This window comes from Gordonia sp. LUNF6 (assembly GCF_047041125.1).
GTDB lineage: Bacteria > Actinomycetota > Actinomycetes > Mycobacteriales > Mycobacteriaceae > Gordonia > Gordonia sihwensis.
The window spans coordinates 3,058,681-3,078,011 of the sequence record NZ_CP178181.1 but is presented as its reverse complement, the minus strand read 5'-3'; the positions used below and the strand labels follow the sequence as shown (position 1 = coordinate 3,078,011).

1 protein-coding gene (running past one end of the window) is annotated in these 19,331 nt (G+C 71.4%); it reads left to right on the top strand.

Features of this window, described 5'->3' with window-relative positions; translation table 11 throughout:
* Nucleotides 1–19,331, top strand: the final stretch of a protein-coding gene (locus ACK8HH_RS14465; RefSeq protein WP_412475288.1) for a non-ribosomal peptide synthase/polyketide synthase. 23,953 nt of this gene lie to the left of the window's left edge; 19,331 of the gene's 43,284 nt are visible here — the last part of the coding sequence; its start codon lies off the left edge, out of view; its stop codon occupies nt 19,329–19,331.

The following is a 19,331-nucleotide window of genomic DNA, read 5'->3' as shown; positions in this document are numbered from 1 at the left end:
CTCCCGGAACCGAGGCCTTCGCCGCGGCCGCGGAGGAACAGATGCGCCGCGCCGGTGCCCGGCTCGATCCGCGGTCCGGCGTGACGACCCAGTTCGTCTGGCTGCACCGCACCGACGGCGGGCGCGACCGTCTGCTGGTCCTGGCCCACCACCTCGTGGTGGACGGTGTCTCGTGGCGGTCGCTGGTTCCCGACCTCGCGCTGGCCTGGTACCGCGTCACCGAGGGGGCCACGGCGGAACTGTCGCCGGTGGCGACGTCGTTCCGCCGCTGGGCCCACGCCCTCGCCGAGGCCGCACCGTCGCGGGCCGGGGAACTCGAGTTCTGGCGTTCCACTCTGACCGGCGACGATCCCGCGCTGGGTGCGCGGTACGCCGACCCCGAGATCGACACCGTCGAGACCGTCGATGACCTGCGGATCGAGTTGCCGCCGCAGATCGCCGAGGCCGTCCTCGGCCGGGTACCGGGAACGGTCCACGGCTCGGCGACCGACTCCCTGATGACCGCGCTGGCACTGGCCGTCGCGGCGTGGCGAGCGGCGCGGGGAGTCCACGCCCCGAGCGCACTCGTCACGCTGGAGGGGCACGGCCGCGAAGAGCAGGCCGTCCCCGGCGCCGACCTGTCCGGCACGGTCGGCTGGTTCACCAGCTCGTACCCGGTGCGCGTCGACCTCTCGGGACTCGACGTCGACGACGCGCTGGCCGGTGGTCCGGCGGCCGGCGCCGCGCTCAAGCGGGTCAAGGAGCAGTTGCGCGCGGTGCCCGACAACGGCATCGGCTACGGCATGCTGCGCTATCTGACCGAGGAGGGGCGCTCGGCGCTCGCCGGACTGCGCACGCCGCAGATCGGCTTCAACTACCTCGGCCGCGTCTCCGCGGGCACCGGGACAGTCGACGACGCCCCGTGGCAGCTCGACGGCGACTCCGGAAGCCTGGGCGGCACGCGTGATGCCGCGATGGCCCTCCCGGCCGCGCTCGACATCAACGCCTCGGCGGTCGACTCCGCCGACGGCACGCGCCTGGGCGCCACTTTCTCCTACGCCACCGGTGTCTTCACCGCCGAACAGGTCCGCGAGATCGCAGATCTGTGGGTGGAGGCGCTCACGGCTCTGACCCGGTACGCGGACGCGCCCGGTGCCGGCGGTCTCACCCCGTCGGATCTGCCGCTGGTGCGGCTCGACCAGCGAGCCGTCGAGGCCGTCGAGGAGCGTCACGGCGACGTGGCCGACATCTGGTCGCTCTCGCCGCTGCAGGAGGGACTGCTCTTCCACGCGCAGTTCGCGGGTGACGAACTCGACGCCTACATGGTGCAGACCGTCCTCACGCTGGAGGGCGTGGTCGATCCCGCCCGCCTCCGCGCGGCGGGCGAGGCACTGCTGCGCAGGCATGCGAACCTCCGGGTCGCTTTCGACTCGATCGACGGACTGCCCGTCCAGGTGGTGCCCGCGGCCGTGAGGCTGCCGTGGGCCGAGGTGGACCTCCGGGCCGCCGCGGACCCGCAAGCGGCCTTCGACGATCTGCTGGCCGCCGACCGCCGGCGCGGCTTCGACATGGCGACGCCGCCGCTGCTGCGGTTCACCCTCGCCCGACTGGGCGAGTCCGACTACCGGATGCTCTCGACCAACCACCACGTCCTGTTGGACGGCTGGTCCACACCGCTGCTGCTCAAGGACCTGCTGTTCCTGTACGCGGCCTCCGGTGACGGCTCGGCGCTGCCCGTCGTCGGCGAGTACCGCGAGTTCCTCGTGTGGCTCTCGCACCGCGACCACCGGTCGTCGCTGACCGCCTGGGCCGCCGCGTTCGACGGACTCGACGAGCCGACACTCGTCGCCGGCGAGGCGACGGCGGCATCGGCCGACTCCGCCGACACCGAACGGCTGCTGCCCGCCGGGTTGACGTCCACCCTCGGCGCACTGGCGCGGGCTCACGGCATCACCCTCAACACCCTCGTCCAGGCGGCGTGGGGTCTGGTGCTGTCGGCGCAGACCGGTCGCAACGACGTCACCTTCGGTACCACCGTCTCCGGCAGGCCCGCGGACCTTCCGGGCGTGGAATCGATGATCGGCCTGTTCATCAACACCCTGCCCGTGCGTGTCACGGTGCGTCCGGGGGAGTCGGCGCAGGAGTTCCTGCGGCGCCTGCAGGCCGAACAGGCGGCACTGCTCGACCACCACTACCTGGGTCTCTCGGAGATCCAGCGCGCGGTGGGCGCGGGCGCGGGATTCGACACGCTGAGCGTCTTCGAGTCGTACCCGGTCGATTCCGAGGCCCTCGCGCAGGCCGCCGACATCGACGGCATGCGGGTCACCGGACTGCGCGGCATGGACTCCACCCACTACCCGCTGACGCTGGTGGCGAGTTCAGCCGACCGTCTCCACCTGCAGCTCAAGTACCTGACCGATCTGTACGACGCCGCCGCGGCGGAGACCGTGCTCGACCGCGTGGAGAGGGTGCTCACCGCATTCGCCGAAACGCCGGAGGCACCGATCGCGTCGATCGGCGTGCTGAGCGACGCCGAGCGTTCCGACGTGCTGGGACTGGGCTTCGTGCCCGGTGTCGCGCCCACGGCCGACACGCTGGCCGATGCGTTCGCCGCGCAGGCGGCGGCCCACGCCGACCGGACCGCCGTGGTCGCGGGCGGCGAGCGGCTGACCTATGCGGAACTGGCCGGACGGGTCGACCGTCTGGCCCGGGTGCTCATCGCCGAGGGCGTCGGGCCCGAGTCGCTGGTCGCGGTCGCCATGCCGCGGACGGCCGACCTGGCCGTGGCGTTGCTCGCGGTGGTCACCGCGGGCGGCGCATACGTGCCCGTCGACGTCACGTACCCGCAGGACCGGCTGTCGTACATGCTCGCCGACGCCCGTCCGACGGTGGTCGTGTCCACCGCCGCCGACGCGGAGTCCCTGCCCGCGCACGAACTGCCCGTCCTGCTGCTCGATTCGCCGGACCTCGCCGAGCGGATGGCGGCGCAGCCGGAGGGCCCGGTGACCGACGCCGACCGACTGGCACCGCTGCGCCCGCAGCATCCCGCGTACGTCATCTACACGTCGGGGTCCACCGGGCGACCCAAGGGCGTGGTGATTCCCCACGTCGACGTGCTGACGCTGATGGCCGACACCCAGCTCGACTTCGGCTTCGACGAGACCGACGTGTGGACCATGTTCCACAGCTACGCCTTCGACTTCTCCGTGTGGGAGCTGTGGGGCCCGCTGCTGCACGGCGGCGCCCTGGTGATCGTCGACTACCTGACCTCGCGTTCGCCGGACGAGTTCCTCGAACTGCTGCGTCGCGAGCGCGTCACGGTCCTCAACCAGACGCCGTCGGCCTTCTATCAGCTGGCCGAAGCCGACCGCGTAGCGGGCGCGGGGGAGGAGTCCGTTCCCGATCTGGCGCTGCGCTACGTCGTCTTCGGCGGCGAGGCGCTCGACCTCGCGCAGTTGGAGCGCTGGTACGAGCGGCACGACGACCAGGAGGTCGCGCTGGTCAACATGTACGGCATCACCGAGACCACGGTGCACGTCAGCTATCTGCCGCTCGACCGCGAGTTCGCCCGCGCGTCCAAGGCCAGCGTCATCGGGCGCGGACTGCCGGGCATGGGCGTCTACGTCCTCGACTCCCGGCTGCAGCCCGCACCGGTGGGCGTCGTCGGCGAGATGTACGTCCACGGCGGCCAGCTGGCGCGCGGCTATCTCGGCCGTCCCGACCTGTCGGCCGAGCGATTCGTGGCGGATCCGTTCGGTGCGCCCGGCGAACGCATGTACCGCTCCGGCGACCTGGCCCGCTGGAACGCCGACGGACAGCTGGAGTATCTGGGCCGCAGCGACTTCCAGGTGCAGTTGCGCGGATTCCGGATCGAACTCGGTGAGATCGAGTCCGCGCTGATGCGGTATCGCGGTGTGGCCGCCTCCGCGGTGGTCGTGCACACCGACGAGCACACCGGCGACCGCCTCGTCGGCTACGTGGTGCCCGAGGCCGGCGCCCACGTGGAGCCCGGCGCGGTGCTGGACCACGTCAGCGGATTCCTGGCCGCGTACATGGTCCCGTCGACGATCGTCGTGCTCGACGAGTTCCCGCTGACGGCCAACGGCAAGCTCGACCGCCGAGCGCTGCCCGCCCCCGACACGGCAGGTGCCGCGACGGAGTTCGTCGCCCCGCGCGATGCGGTCGAGCAGGCGATCGTCGACGTCTTCGCCGAGGTGCTCGGAGTCGACCGCGTCGGCGTTCACGACGGCTTCTTCGATCTGGGCGGCAACTCGCTGGTCGCGACCCGGGTGGTGGCGCGCGTCAACGCGGCGCTCGACGCCGAGTTCGGCGTGCGGGACCTGTTCGACGCGCCGTCGGCCGCCGAGTTGGCCCAGTGCTACGAGCGGACCGGCCGGACCGCCGAGCGCCCGGCGCTGGTCGCCGGGCCGCGACCGGACCGGGTGCCGCTCTCGCTGGCTCAGCAGCGGATGTGGTTCCTCGCGCAGTTCGACCCGTCGTCGCCCGCATACAACATTCCGATGGCGATTCGCCTCACCGGCGATCTCGACGTGGATGCCCTCGCCGCCGCGATCACCGACGTGCTGGAGCGGCACGAGTCGCTGCGCACCCGCTTCCCGGACTCGGCCGACGGGCCCTACCAGGATGTGCTGCCGACCGCGGCGGTCCCGGTGGACCTGACACCGGTCGCCGTCGACGCGGCGGATCTGCTTCCCGCGGTCGCGGACGTCCTCGGCTCCGGCTTCGATGTGACGGCCGCTCCGCCGGTGCGGGTGCGGCTGCTCCAGGTGGCCGACACCGACGTCGCCGAGCACGTGCTGGTGATGGTGGTCCATCACATCAGCGCCGACGGCATGTCGATGGCACCGCTGGCGCGGGACGTGATGGTGGCCTACACGGCGCGCGCCGCGGGCGAGGCGCACGGCTGGTCGCCGCTGGAGGTGCAGTACGCCGACTACGCCGTCTGGCAGCGGGCGGTCCTCGGCGACGAGAACGATCCGGAGTCGGTGGCCGCGCGGCAGATCGGCTTCTGGCGGAGCGAACTCGCCGGCCTGCCCGACGCACTCGACCTGCCCACCGACCGTCCGCGTCCGGTGGAGCAGTCGATGGCCGGAGCCCGGCACGTGTTCGAGATCGGCGAGGACGTGCGCCGAGCGGTGGCCGACCTGGCGGCCGCGCATCGTGCGACGCCGTTCATGGTCGTGCACGCGGCGCTGGCGGTGCTGCTCTCGCGGCTGGCTCGGGAGACCGACATCGCCGTCGGCACTCCGATCGGCGGCCGCGGCGAGGCCGCGCTCGACGATCTCGTCGGCATGTTCGTCAACACCGTCGTGCTGCGTTCGCAGATCGACGGCGACGAGACCTTCGCCGGATTGCTCGATCGCGTGCGCCAGTCCGACCTCGCGGCGTTCGGGCACGTCGACGTGCCCTTCGAGCAGCTCGTCGAGGCGCTCAATCCGGTGCGCTCGACGTCGCATCACCCGTTGTTCCAGGTCTCGCTGTCACTGCAGAATCAGCAGCGGGCCGAGCTCGAACTGCCCGGGCTCACGGTCGGTGCGCTCGACCCGGGCGTCGAGGTGACTCAGTTCGACCTCGACCTGACACTCGGCGACGCCGTCACCGAGGACGGCGAGCCGAATGGGATGTACGCCTACTTCGTCTACGCCACCGAACTGTTCGACGCCTCGACCGTCGCGACGATCGCCGAGAGGTTCGTCCGGCTGCTGACGTCGCTGACCGCCGATCCCGAACAGCGGGTGGGCGACGCGGCCTGGCTGTCGGAGGCAGAGCGCGCCGCGGTGCTCGCCGACGGCGCGGGCCCGGCCGTCGAGGTCGCCGAGCGGACTCTGCTGGCGCGCTACGAACGTCAGGTGGCCGCCACCCCGGATGCGGTCGCGGTCGTCTACGAGGGCCGCGAGATCAGCTACCGGGACTTCGACGCGCAGGCCAACCGCTGGGCGCGCCGGCTCATCGGCGCCGGCGTGGGACCGGACACGGTGGTCGCGATCGCCGTGTCGCGGTCGGTGGAGATGCTGACCGCGATGTACGCGGTCGCCAAGGCCGGCGGCGCCTACGTCGCGATCGACCCGGAACAGCCGCGCGAGCGTTCGGCCTACGTGCTCGACTCGGCCGAGCCGGCCGTCGTGATCTCCACCGAGGCCGACCGCGGGGCACTGCCCGACGGCGTCGAGCCGATCCTCCTCGAGGACGAAGCGGTCGCGGGTCTGTCGCCGGAACCGGTGACCGACGCCGACCGGATCGTTCCGCTGCGCGGCGACCACCTCGCGTACCTGATCTACACCTCCGGCTCCACCGGCCTCCCCAAGGGCGTGGCACTCACCCAGCAGGCGATCGCGAACTACCTCGCGTGGATCGTCGACCGGTACTCGCTGGACGAGTCGTCCCGAGTGGTGCAGAAGGCTCCCGCGACCTTCGACGTCTCGGTCTGGGAGACGTTCGCGGTCACCCAGGTGGGCGGTCGCGTCGTCGTGGCCGCTCCGGGCGGACACCGCGACCCGGACTATCTGGCCCGACTCATCGCCGAGCAGCGGGTCACCGTCGCGGAGTTCGTTCCGTCGCTGCTCAGCGCGTTCCTCACCGCGGGCCACGCATCCGCACTCGACTCGCTCGAGTACGTCGTGGCGGGCGGCGAGGAACTGTCGGCCGGACTCCTGAAGGAGTTCACCGCGGCCACCGGCACCGTCATCGACAACACCTACGGTCCGACGGAGACCACCGTCGGCATCCTGTTCGAGCCAGCGGTCCAAGCGCTCGGCGAGGTCGCGACGGTGCCGATCGGGCGTCCGTCGTGGAACGCCGGCGCTCTGGTGCTCGACGACCGTCTGCACCCGGTTCCCGTGGGCTCGGCGGGCGAGCTGTACCTGACCGGCGTCCAGTTGGCCCGCGGGTACCTCGGCCGCCCCGATCTGACGGCCGAACGGTTCGTGGCCGATCCGTTCGCGGCCGACGGCACCCGGATGTACCGCACCGGCGATCTGGTGCGATGGAACCACGCCGGACGGCTGGAGTTCCTGGGGCGCACCGACTTCCAGGTGAAGCTGCGCGGCCTGCGCATCGAGCTGGGCGAGATCGAGGCGGCGCTGGCGAGCCACCCCGAGGTGGACCAGACGGCCGTGATCCTCCATCACGATGACCACGTCGGCGATCAGCTGGTCGCGTACGTGGTCGCAGCCGGCGTCGAGGCTCTCGACGCGGGCGAACTGAAGACGTACCTCGGGACGCGACTGCCCGCGTACATGGTGCCCGCCGCATTCGTCGCGCTCGACGAGATGCCGCTGGGCGCCAGCGGCAAACTCGATCGACGCGCTCTCCCGGCGCCGCACCTCGAGGCGGACGCGGGCGAGTACGTGGCTCCGCGGTCGCCGGTCGAGGAGGTCGTCGCGGGAGTGGTGGCCGAGGTGCTCGGCCTCGATCGGGTCGGCGTCACCGACGACTTCTTCGCGCTCGGCGGCAACTCGCTGGTCGCCACCCGGGTGATCGCTCGGGTCAACGAGGCTCTCGGCTCCGACCTCGGCGTGCGCGCCCTGTTCGACGCACCGACCGTCGGCGGGCTCGCCGAGACGGCCGAGCGGACCGGCACCGGCCGGACCCGCCCCGCACTGGCGCCGCAGCCGCGCCCGGAGCGGATCCCGCTCTCGCTCGCGCAGCAGCGCATGTGGTTCCTGAACCGGTACGACCCGGAGTCGGCGGCGTACAACGTCCCGCTGGCCGTGCGATTGTCGGGCGAACTCGACACCTCGGCGATGGCTCAGGCCGTCCGGGACGTGGTGATCCGGCACGAGTCGATCCGCACGGTCTTCCCGGCCGGAGACGACGGCCCCTACCAGTCGATCCGGCCCGCCGACGAGGTCCTCGGCGACCTCGCACCGGTCGACGTGGCCGCCGGCGAGATCGCCGGTGTCGTCCGAGACTTCGCGCTGGCGCCCTTCGACGTGACGGCTCAGGCCCCGCTGCGCGTGGCCCTGTACCGGATCGCCCCCGACGAGCACGTGCTGGCGTTCGTGGTCCACCACATCGTCGGCGACGGCTCGTCGACGGCGCCGCTGGCACGTGACGTCATGGTGGCGTACCTGGCGCGCTCGGCGGGCTCGGAGCCCGGCTGGGCGCCGCTGCAGGTCCAGTACGCCGACTTCGCGATCTGGCAGCGGTCGCTGCTGGGGGCGGAGGACGACCCGGCGTCGCTGGCGGCACAGCAGGTGCAGTACTGGCAGAGCACGCTCGCGGGCCTTCCCGAGGTTCTCGACCTGCCGACCGACCGGCCGCGTCCGGCGGACCGGTCGCAGCAGGGCGCGAGCGTCGGCTTCGAACTCGACGCGCGGGTCCACGACGGCCTGCGGAACATCGCGTCCGAGGGCGGCGCCACCATGTTCATGGTGGTCCACGCGGCGCTGGCGACACTGCTCGCGCGACTGTCGAGCAGCTCCGACATCGCGATCGGCACGCCGATCGCGGGCCGCGGTGAGCGCGCCCTCGACGATCTGATCGGCATGTTCGTCAACACCCTGGTGCTGCGCACCCAGGTGGAACCGGACGCCGGCTTCGCCGATCTGCTGTCGCAGACCCGGGGTGCCGACCTCGGTGCCTTCGCCAACGCCGACCTGCCGTTCGAGAGGCTGGTCGACATCCTCGATCCGGTGCGCTCCAGCGCGCATTCGCCGCTGTTCCAGGTGGTGCTGTCCACCGAGGACATCGGCGAGGAGCGGTTCGAGCTCCCGGGGCTCACGGTCACCGGGCTGGCCGACGACACCCACGTGGAGAAGTTCGACCTCGAACTGTCGTACCGTGAGCGCTTCGACGACGACGGTCGTCCGGCCGGGCTCGCGCTGACCTTCGGCTACGCCACCGACATCTTCGACGAGAGCTCCGTCCGGGCGTTCAGCGACCGCCTCACGCGCATCCTGGCCGCGGTGGCTGCGGACGCCCGGGTGCGGATCGGCGACATCGAACTCCTCGAGGACGCCGAGATCGAGGCGCTCGCACCGGTCCGCGGCGCCGCACCGGCCGGACCGGCGACCCTCGCCGAGATGCTCACGTCCACGGCCTCGGCGAACTCCGCGTCCACCGCACTGGTGCTCGGCGACGAGGCCATCGGCTACGCCGAACTCGACGAACGCTCCAACCGGCTGGCGCGGGTGCTGATCGCCCGCGGCGCGGGCCCGGAGACCGTGGTCGCGCTCGGCATGGCGCGCTCGATCGACTCCGTCGTGGCCATGTGGGCCATCGCCAAGTCCGGCGCGGCCTTCCTGCCGGTGGACCCGGGATACCCGGCCGACCGCATCGCACACATGCTGACCGATTCCGGTGCGGTCCTGGGCGTGACGACATCGGCCTGGCGCGACGCCTTCGGCTCCGTCGGCCGATGGCTCACACTCGACGACGCGGACACCGCGAGCGCGGTGGACGCGGCCTCGGCCGCGGCGATCACTGATGCCGAGCGCACAGCCGCGCTGCACGTCGCGCAGACCGCCTACCTCATCTACACCTCCGGCTCCACCGGTCTGCCCAAGGGCGTCGCGGTGACCCACGAGGGCCTGATGAACTTCGCGACCGAACTGCGGGAGCGCTGCGGAACCAGGCCGGGTTCGCGGGTCCTGCACTTCGCATCGCCGAGCTTCGACGCGTCGGTGCTGGAGTACCTGCTGGCCTTCGGGGCCGGTGCCACCTTCGTGATCGCACCGACCTCGGTGTACGGCGGCGACGACCTGGCCGAGCTGCTGCGGCGTCACGATGTGACGCACGCCTTCATCACTCCGGCCGCGCTCGCCTCCGTCCACGAGACGGGCATGGACCAGCTGGAGATGATCGGCGTCGGCGGCGACGTCTGCCCGCCCGAACTGGTCGCCCGCTGGGCGCCCGGGCGCCGCATGTTCAACATGTACGGTCCCACCGAGGCGACTATCTCGGTCACGATCGACGGGCCGCTGCAGCCCGCCGAACCCGTCACCATCGGGTCGCCGAACCGCGGTGTGGAAGCACTCGTGCTCGACGCCCGGCTGCGGCCGGTGGCCGTCGGCGTGCCCGGTGAGCTGTACGTGGCGGGGCCGGCTCTGGCGCGCGGCTACCACGATCGACTCGGTCTGAGCGCCGAGCGATTCGTCGCGAATCCGTACGGCGGGAACGGGGCGCGCATGTACCGCACCGGCGACCTCGTTCGCTGGGTCGAGGCTGAGCGCGGACTGTCCCTGGAGTACCTCGGCCGCTCCGACCAGCAGGTCAAGGTCCGCGGCTTCCGTATCGAACTCGGCGAGATCAACGCCGTGCTGGCCGCCCACACGGCGGTGGAGTTCGTGCACACCAGCGGTCACGTCACCGACGGCGGCGACACCCTGCTCGTGTCGTACGTGCTGCCCTCGAACGGCGAGGAGCTCGCAGTGCGTGAACTTCTGGCGTTCGCCGGCGAGCGGCTGCCGGGCTACATGGTGCCCGCCGCGATCGTGATTCTGGACGAGATTCCGCTGACCCCCGCGGGCAAGCTCGACGTCCGGGCGCTGCCCGCCCCCGAGATCACCGAGACGGCCGGAACCTATGTGCCGCCGCGCACCCCGACCGAGGAGATCCTCGCGGGCGTCTTCGCCGAGGTGCTCGGCGTGTCCCGCGCCGGATCGACCGACGGGTTCTTCGATCTCGGCGGCAACTCGCTGTCGGCCACGCGCGTCACGGCGCGCGTCAACGCGGTGCTCGGCGCCGACCTCGCGGTTCGCGACGTGTTCGACGCACCGACGGTGGCCGGTCTGGCCGCGCTGATCGACGCCCGGCGCGGCTCGGGAGCGGACCGCCCCGCGCTGGTCCCGGTCCATCGCCCGCACCGGATCCCGTTGTCGCCGGCGCAGCGACGGATGTGGTTCCTGAACCAGTTCGATCCCGAGTCGGCCGCGTACAACATCCCGCTCGCGGTGCGTCTGACGGGCGAACTCGACGTGGACGCGCTGCGTGCGGCGATCGCCGACGTGGTCGCGCGGCATGAGACGCTGCGCACGGTGTACCCGGCCGTCGGCCGCGAACCGCATCAGGTGATCCTGCCCGCCGACACCGTTCCCGATCTGCCGGTGATCGAGGTGTCCGCCGACCGGATCGTCGACGAGGTGACCGCGTTCGCGGCCCGCGGCTTCGACGTCACAGCGGCGCCGCCCCTGCGGATGGAACTGCTGGAGGCGGCACCCGACGAGCGCGTGCTAGTGGTCGTGATCCATCACATCTCCGGCGACGGCTCGTCGACTGCACCGTTGGTGCGCGACGTGATGGTCGCGTACGCCTCCCGTGCCGCGGGCATGGCGCCGCAGTGGACGCCGCTTCCGGTGCAGTACGCGGACTTCGCCGTCTGGCAGCGGGAACTCCTCGGCGATGAGCGCGACCCGCAGTCGCGTGCGGCACGTCAGCTGGCCTTCTGGACCGAGGCACTCGCCGATCTGCCCGCGCAGATCGAGCTGCCCGCCGATCGGCCGCGCCCGCGCGTGCAGTCGCTCGACGGCGGCGCGGTGGCGGTCACCGTCGACGCGGACACCCACCGCGGCCTGATCGAGGTGGCGCGGGATCGCGGGGCGAGCGTCTTCATGGTCGTCCACGCCGCGCTGTCGGCGCTGCTCGCGGGGCTGTCGGGGTCGTCGGACATCGCCGTCGGCACCCCCACCGCGGGCCGTGGAGACGCCGCGCTCGACGATCTCGTCGGCATGTTCGTCGGCACCCTGGTGCTGCGTGCCCAGGTGGAGCCCGGCATCACGTACGCCGAGTTGATCGACCAGGTTCGCGAGTTCGACCTGGCGGCGTTCGGCAACGCCGACATCCCGTTCGAACGTCTGGTGGAGGTTCTCGATCCCGAACGGTCGACCGCGCACTCGCCGCTGTTCCAGGTGATGCTCTCGTTCCAGAACCTCGAGCGCGAAGACCTGGAACTGCCGGGCCTGACGGTCTCGGCGGTCGGCTCGGGACCGGAACCGGCGAGGTTCGATCTGTCGATCGGCGTCGAGGAGGGATACGCCGACGACGGCAGCCCGGCGGAGATCGCGGTCTCGTTCGGCTACGCGACGGCGTTGTTCGACGAGTCCACCGTGCGCGGTTTCGGCGACGCCTTCGTCCGGGTGCTGCGGGCACTGGTCGCCGATCCGGACGCGGCGGTCGGCGATGCGCCGCTCGCCGGCGAGGACGACCGTTCGGCACTCGCCGCGGTCAACGCCACCGGGCACGATCTCGTCCCCGCGACGCTCGCGGACCTGTTCGACGCGCAGGTCGCGCGGACGCCGGACGCCGAGGCACTGGTCTTCGAGGGCCGACGACTGTCGTACGCGGACTTCGACGCTCAGGCCAATGCCCTGGCGCGGAAGCTGATCGACGCCGGTGTGGGACCGGACGTGCACGTCGCCCTGGCGGCGCGCCGCTCGCTCGACCTGCTGGTCGGCATGTACGCGGTGATCAAGGCGGGCGGTGCGTACGTGCCGGTCGACCCGGACCACCCCGCCGAGCGAACTCAGTACGTCCTCGAATCGGCGGCACCGCAGGTGGTGCTCGCCGGCACAGGCGTGGACCTCGAGGTGCCCGACGGTGTCCCGGTGTGGACGCTGGGTGCGATCGACGTCGACGGCTACCCCGACGGTCCGGTGACCGATTCCGAACGGCTCGCACCGTTGCGCGGAACGAACATCGCGTACGTGATCTACACCTCCGGGTCCACGGGGCGCCCGAAGGGCGTCGCGGTCCCGCACTCCGGTGTGGTCAACCGGCTCGCGTGGATGCAGTCGGCCTACCCGCTGACCTCGGACGATGCGGTGGTGCAGAAGACGCCGTCGACCTTCGACGTGTCGGTGTGGGAGTTCTTCTGGCCCTTGCAGGTCGGTGCGTCCCTGGTGATCGCCCGGCCGGACGGCCATCGCGACCCGCAGTACCTCGCCGATCTCATCGAGGCCGAGTCGGTGACGACTGCGCACTTCGTGCCGTCGATGCTCTCCGCGTTCACCTCGCTCGTGGAGCCCGGTCGGGTTCCGTCGCTGCGGCAGGTGTTCTGCTCGGGTGAGGCGCTGACCCCGCAGGCCGCACAGGCCTTCGCCGCGCTGAGTCCGGCGCGACTGCACAACCTGTACGGTCCCACCGAGGCGTCGGTGGATGTGACGTTCCACGAGTACACCGCCGCAGACACCGTGACCGTGCCGATCGGCCGGCCGGTGTGGAACACCCGACTGCACGTGCTCGACGCACGCCTGAACCCGGTGCCGATCGGGGTGGCCGGTGAGCTGTATCTGGCGGGCGTGCAGTTGGCCCGCGGTTACGTCGGACGCCCGGATCTGTCGGCGGACCGCTTCGTGGCGGACCCACATGCGCCGGGCGAGCGGATGTACCGCACCGGTGACCTCGTCAAATGGGTGCGGACCGCGGACGGTGAGGGCATCGAGTTGGTCTACATCGGGCGCACCGACTTCCAGGTGAAGCTGCGCGGACTGCGGATCGAGCTCGGCGAGATCGAGTCGGTCCTGCTGGAGCAGCCGGGTGTGGCACAGGCCGTGGTGCTGGTGCGCGAAGACATCCCCGGCGCTGCGCAATTGGTCGGCTACGTGACGGCCGCTGCGGGGGAGAGCCTCGACGTCGACGCGCTCACCGCGGCACTGTCGGTGCGGTTGCCGGAGTACATGGTTCCCGCGGTGCTCATGGTGCTGCCGGCGTTTCCGCTGAACGCCTCGGGCAAACTCGACCGGAAGGCGCTGCCTGCACCCGACACGCAGTCGCGGTCGCAGACCTACCGTGCGCCCTCCACCCACACCGAGGCGGTCCTGGCGCAGCTGATCGCCGAACTCCTCGGCGCCGAGCGAGTCGGTGTGGACGATTCGTTCTTCACCCTCGGCGGCGACTCGATCATGGCGATCCAGCTCGTGTCGCGGGCCAAGAGCGCGGGGATCCTGCTCACGCCGAGGATGGTCTTCGAGCACCGCACGGTGGCCGCGCTGGCGGTGGCCGCCGAGGCGGCGGAGCTGGTGACCCTCGACGAGTTGCCGGGAGGCGGGGTCGGCGACGTTCCGATGCCGCCGATCGGCCGGTGGATGATCGAGCACGGGCGCAGCTACTCGCGGTTCTCGCAGGCCGAAGTGTTGGCGCTGCCGCGCACCGCCGCGTTCGAGGATCTGACCGCGGCGCTCGGCGCGGTCGTCGACCATCACGACATGCTGCGTGCCCGTCTGGTGGACGCCGACGGCGTCACCTCGCTGCACGTGGCGGAGGCCGGGTCGGTCGATCCGTCCGGCATCCTGACGCAGGTGCGGTACTCGGGAGAGTTCACCGCCGCGGCGTCCGCCGCACTCGAGGCGGCCGGCACCCGGCTCGATCCATGGGCCGGCCGGATGGTCCAGGCCGTGTGGCTGGTCGGCGACGACGCCGACGGGCTCGGCCACCTGCTCGTGGTGGTCCACCACCTCGCGGTCGACGGGGTGTCGTGGCCCATCCTGGCCGCCGACCTCACGGTGGCCTGGGGGCGCATCGCGAGCGGAGAACCGGTGCAGTTGCCCGAGGTGGGAACCTCCTTCCGGCGCTGGATGCACGGACTCGCCGACCTCGCCTCGACCGACGATGCGGCCGATCGCGCCCACTTCTGGGAGTCGGTGCTCGAGGGCCCCGACCCGGATCTGGGCTCGCGCCCGCTCGACCCGGCGCTCGACCTCGTCGAGACCGTGGAGGAGTTCCGCGTGGTGGTTCCCGACGACGTCACCGACGCCGTTCTGAACCGGGTGCCCGAGGCCTTCCACGGATCGGTGGACGATTCACTGCTGACGGCGCTGGCCCTGGCGCTGGTCGCCTGGCGAGCCGAACGCGGTGTCGACGAGTCGACGGCACTGGTGACGCTGGAGGGCCACGGCCGCGAGGAGCAATTGCTCCCCGGCGCGGACCTGTCGCGGACCGTGGGCTGGTTCACCTCGCAGTATCCGGTCCGGCTCGACGTCTCCGGCATCGACCTGGACGACGCCTTCGCCGCGGGACCCGAGCTGGGACGGGCGGTGAAGGCGGTCAAGGAGCAGTTGGCCGCCGTACCCGATCGAGGCGTCGACTACGGTCTGCTGCGCAGGATGAACCCGGAGACGGCGGCACGTCTGTCCACGCTGCGCACACCGCAGATCGGGTTCAACTACCTCGGACGGCGCGCCGGCGAGACACCGCAGGCAGCCGAGCAGCGGGGCGAGGCCGTGAATCTCGGCGGCACGCGCAACCCCGACATGGTGGTGCCTGCGCTGCTCGACGTGAACGCGGTCGCGGTCGGTTCGTCGCTGACGGCCGACTGGGCGTACGCCGGTGGCGTCCTGACCCGCGACGAGGTGGCGCGCCTGGCCGATCTGTGGGTGGCGGCGCTGACGGCTCTCGCGCGGCACACCGACCGGGCCGACGCGGGTGGGCACACCCCGTCGGACTTCGACCTGGTGTCGGTGAACCAGCGTCAGATCGACGCCTGGGAGAGCGCCTACGGCGGCGTCGACGACGTGTGGTCGCTGTCGCCGCTGCAGGAGGGTCTCGTCTACCAGTCGCAGATCGCGACCGACGACGAGGACTTCTACCAGGTCCAGATGGTGCTGAAGCTCGGTGGCCGGGTGGACGCCGACCGGCTCCGCGCTGCGGGGCAGGCGATCCTGGACCGCTACCCGAACCTGCGCGTGGCCTTCAGCTACGACGCGGGTGTCGCGGCACAGGTGGTGCTCGACGGAGTGGAACTGCCCTTCCGATCGGTGTCGATGACGCAGGTGCCCGAAGCCGAACGGGATGAGGCGCTGCGGCGTCTGCTCGACGACGACCGGCGGAGCGGATTCGATCTGTCCCGGCCGCCGATGCTGCGCTTCACCCTCGTCGAGATGGCCGACGGCGATCACCGGCTGGCGGTCCTGGTCCATCACGCACTGGTCGACGGCTGGTCGACGCCGCTGTTCCTGCGGGAGCTGTTCGTGCTCTACGCGACGCACGGCGACGCGACCCACCTGCCGCCCGCGCGGTCGTACCGGGACTTCCTGGTGTGGCTCTCGAAGCAGGACCGCGCACAGTCGCTGTCGGTGTGGCGGGACGTCCTCGACGGCGTCGACGAGCCGACCCTGGTGGTCGGCGACGCGGTCGACCACGGATCGTCGTCCCGTGAGCTCGCGGTGACGCTGGACGCCGAACTGTCGCAGCGACTCAACGCCCTGGGCCGCGACCGCGGGTTCACGATGAACACCGTGGTGCAGGCGGGATGGGCACTCGTGGTGTCGGCGCTGACCGGACGCGACGACGTCGTCTTCGGCGCCACCGTCTCGGGACGGCCACCGCAGCTCGACGGCGTCGAGGAGATGATCGGCCTGTTCATCAACACCCTGCCGGTGCGGGTTCGCATCCGCGGCGGGGAGCGGCTCGAGGATCTGCTCGCACGCATCCAGACCGAACAGACCGATCTGCTCGACCATCACTACGTCGGCATGCCGGAGATTCAGGCGGTCGCCGGGCCGGGCGCCGGGTTCGACACCCTCGCGGTGTTCGAGTCGTACCCCGACGTCGAGGCGGGCGAGGGCGGCGACATCGACGGAATGACGGTGGAGGGTCTGACGGGCACCGACACGGTCCACTACCCGCTGGCGCTGGCCGCGGAGTACACGGACTCGCTGGTGCTGCGGCTCAAGTACCTCGACGGCGCCTTCTCGCCGGAGCGGGCACAGGGCGTGATGGACGTCCTGGTGGGGGCGATCACCGCGTTCGCCGAGCAGCAGACGGCGCGAGTGGTGGAGCTGGACCTGATGGACCCGGCGCAGCGCGCCGCCCTGGTGCCGGCGACCGGACGCGCGGCCTACCCGTACGCGTCGATGGCGGACATGTTCGCCGCCGCCGCGGCGGTCGACCCGGACGCGCTCGCCGTCGTCGCGCGGGAGCGCTCGGTCACGTACCGCGAACTCGACGAGTACTCCAACCGGCTGGCCCGCGAGCTGATGGCACGCGGCGTCGGTACCGAGGACGTCGTGGCGATCGCGATCGGCCGCTCGGTGGAGTCGGTGGCCGCGGTGTGGGCCGTCGTCAAATCGGGCGCGGCGTACCTGCCGGTGGACCCGAACTATCCGACCGACCGCATCGAGCACATGCTCACCGACTCCGGATCGGTCCTCGGGCTCACCGTGACCGCGCATCGGGGCGGCCCGAGCGGCGGACTGGAGTGGATCGTCCTCGACGATCCCGCGCACCACGCGCAGATCCAGGGCCGGCCGGCCGGTCCGGTCACCGACGAGGTGCGACTGCGGCCGATCCGGCCGGAGACCGCCGCGTACATGATCTACACGTCCGGGTCGACGGGTATGCCGAAGGGCGTCGTGGTGGTCCATCGGGACGTGGCCGGATCGGCGCAGGACGCGCGGGTGCGGATGGCGATCGCTCCGGGCGACCGGATGCTGCACGTCATCTCGCCGAGCTTCGACGGTTCGGTGGGCGAGTACCTGATCGCGTTCGGCGCGGCCGCGACAATGGTCGTCGCCCCGCCGGAGGTGTTCGGCGGAGCCGAACTCGCCGACCTCCTGCGCGCCGAGCGGGTGACCCACCTGCTGATGACTCCGGGTGCGCTGGCCTCGGTGAACCCGGCCGGACTCGACGATCTCCGCGTCGTCGCGGTGGGCGGCGAGGCGTGCCCGCCGGAGCTGGTGGAGCGCTGGGCGCCGGGACGCCTGTTCGTCAACGTGTACGGCCCCACCGAAGCGCTGGTCTGGTCCAACTGGATCGCCGTGGAGGCCGGGCAGCGAGTCACGATCGGTGCGCCGCGTGCCGGTTTCGGGGCAGTGGTGCTCGACGCGAACCTGCGGCCGGTGGCCGCGGGCGTGGTCGGCGAGCTGTACCTGATGGGGCCGGGTCTGGCGCGCGGCTATCACCGGCGCCCGAGTCTGACCGCCGAGCGGTTCGTGCCGAATCCGTTCGGAGAGCCGGGTGACCGCATGTACCGCACCGGCGACGTGGTCCGTTGGATTCCGGGCGGCGAGCTGAGCGGAGACGAGTGGGTGCTCGACTACGTCGGGCGGTCCGACTTCCAGGTCAAGATCCGAGGGTTCCGCATCGAGCTCGGCGAGATCGAGTCCGCGCTGAGCGCGCACCCGAGCGTCGACTTCGCACACGTCATCGGCGTTCCCGGACCGGGCGGACAGACCGTGCTGGCCGCCTACGTCCTGCCCGTGGAGGGGGCGGCGGTGGATCCCGACGCCCTGTCCGAGTTCGTCGCCCGCACGCTGCCCGCGTACATGGTTCCGGCGGCGGTGGTCGCGATCGATCACGTGCCGCTGACCGGTGCGGGCAAGATCGACCGGAAGGCTCTGCCGGTGCCGGAGTTCGCCGAACGTGCGCCGTACGTCCCGCCGTCCACGGACGAGGAGCGGATGCTGGTGGACGCGTTCGAGCGGGTGCTGGGCACCACCGAGGTCGGAATCGACGACGGCTTCTTCGATCTGGGCGGTCATTCGTTGCTCGCGACCAGGCTCGTCGGTCTGATCAGCGACGAACTCGGCCTGCGGGTGCCGATGCAGTGGATGTTCGCCGATGCGACACCGCGCCGGATCGCCGAACGGCTCTCGGAACTCGACGCCGAGGACACCGGTGACGATCTGCAGGTGCTGCTCCCGCTCCGGACCGAGGGCCGGGCCGCCCCGCTGTTCTGCGTCCATCCGTTCATCGGCCTGTCGTGGTCGTACGGCGGGCTGACCGGATACCTCCCCGACCGTCCGGTGTACGGCATCCAGTCGCCGGTGCTGTCCGGCGGTGAGATGCCGCAGACCGTGGAAGAGGTGGCGGCGCTGTACCTGGCGAAGATCCGCGAGGTGCAGCCGGAGGGTCCGTACCACCTGCTCGGCTGGTCGCTCGGCGGTGTCATCGCGCACGCGATGGCCGTCGCACTGCGGGCCGACGGTCAGCAGGTGGCGACCCTGGCGATGCTCGACAGCCACCTGTCGCTGTCGGAGGTCGGTGAGGCAGCCGCCGCGGACAACATGGGCGAGGTGCTCGCCGGACTCGGCTTCGATTCGTCGATGCTCGCCGGACTCGAGGGTGTCAGCACCGAGCGGTTGTTCGAACTGCTTCCGCAGATGCCGGGCCTGCCGCCCTCATTGGTCGGCAAGGACCTGCGGGCGATGCTGCCGGACACCGATCTGGTGGCGCGGCAGATCGAGTCGTACCGCCCGCAGCTCTTCGACGGCCGGGTGGACTACTTCGCGGCGCGTCAGGGCCGGCTGCGGCGGGACGATCCGAGCGAGGACTGGACCGATGCGGCCGAGGCGATCGTGGTCTTCGACGTGGACGCGAGCCACAACGACATGACCACACAGCACGCGCTGGCACAGATCGGGCCCATCCTGGCACGGCTGCTGGAGGGACGCCCGTGA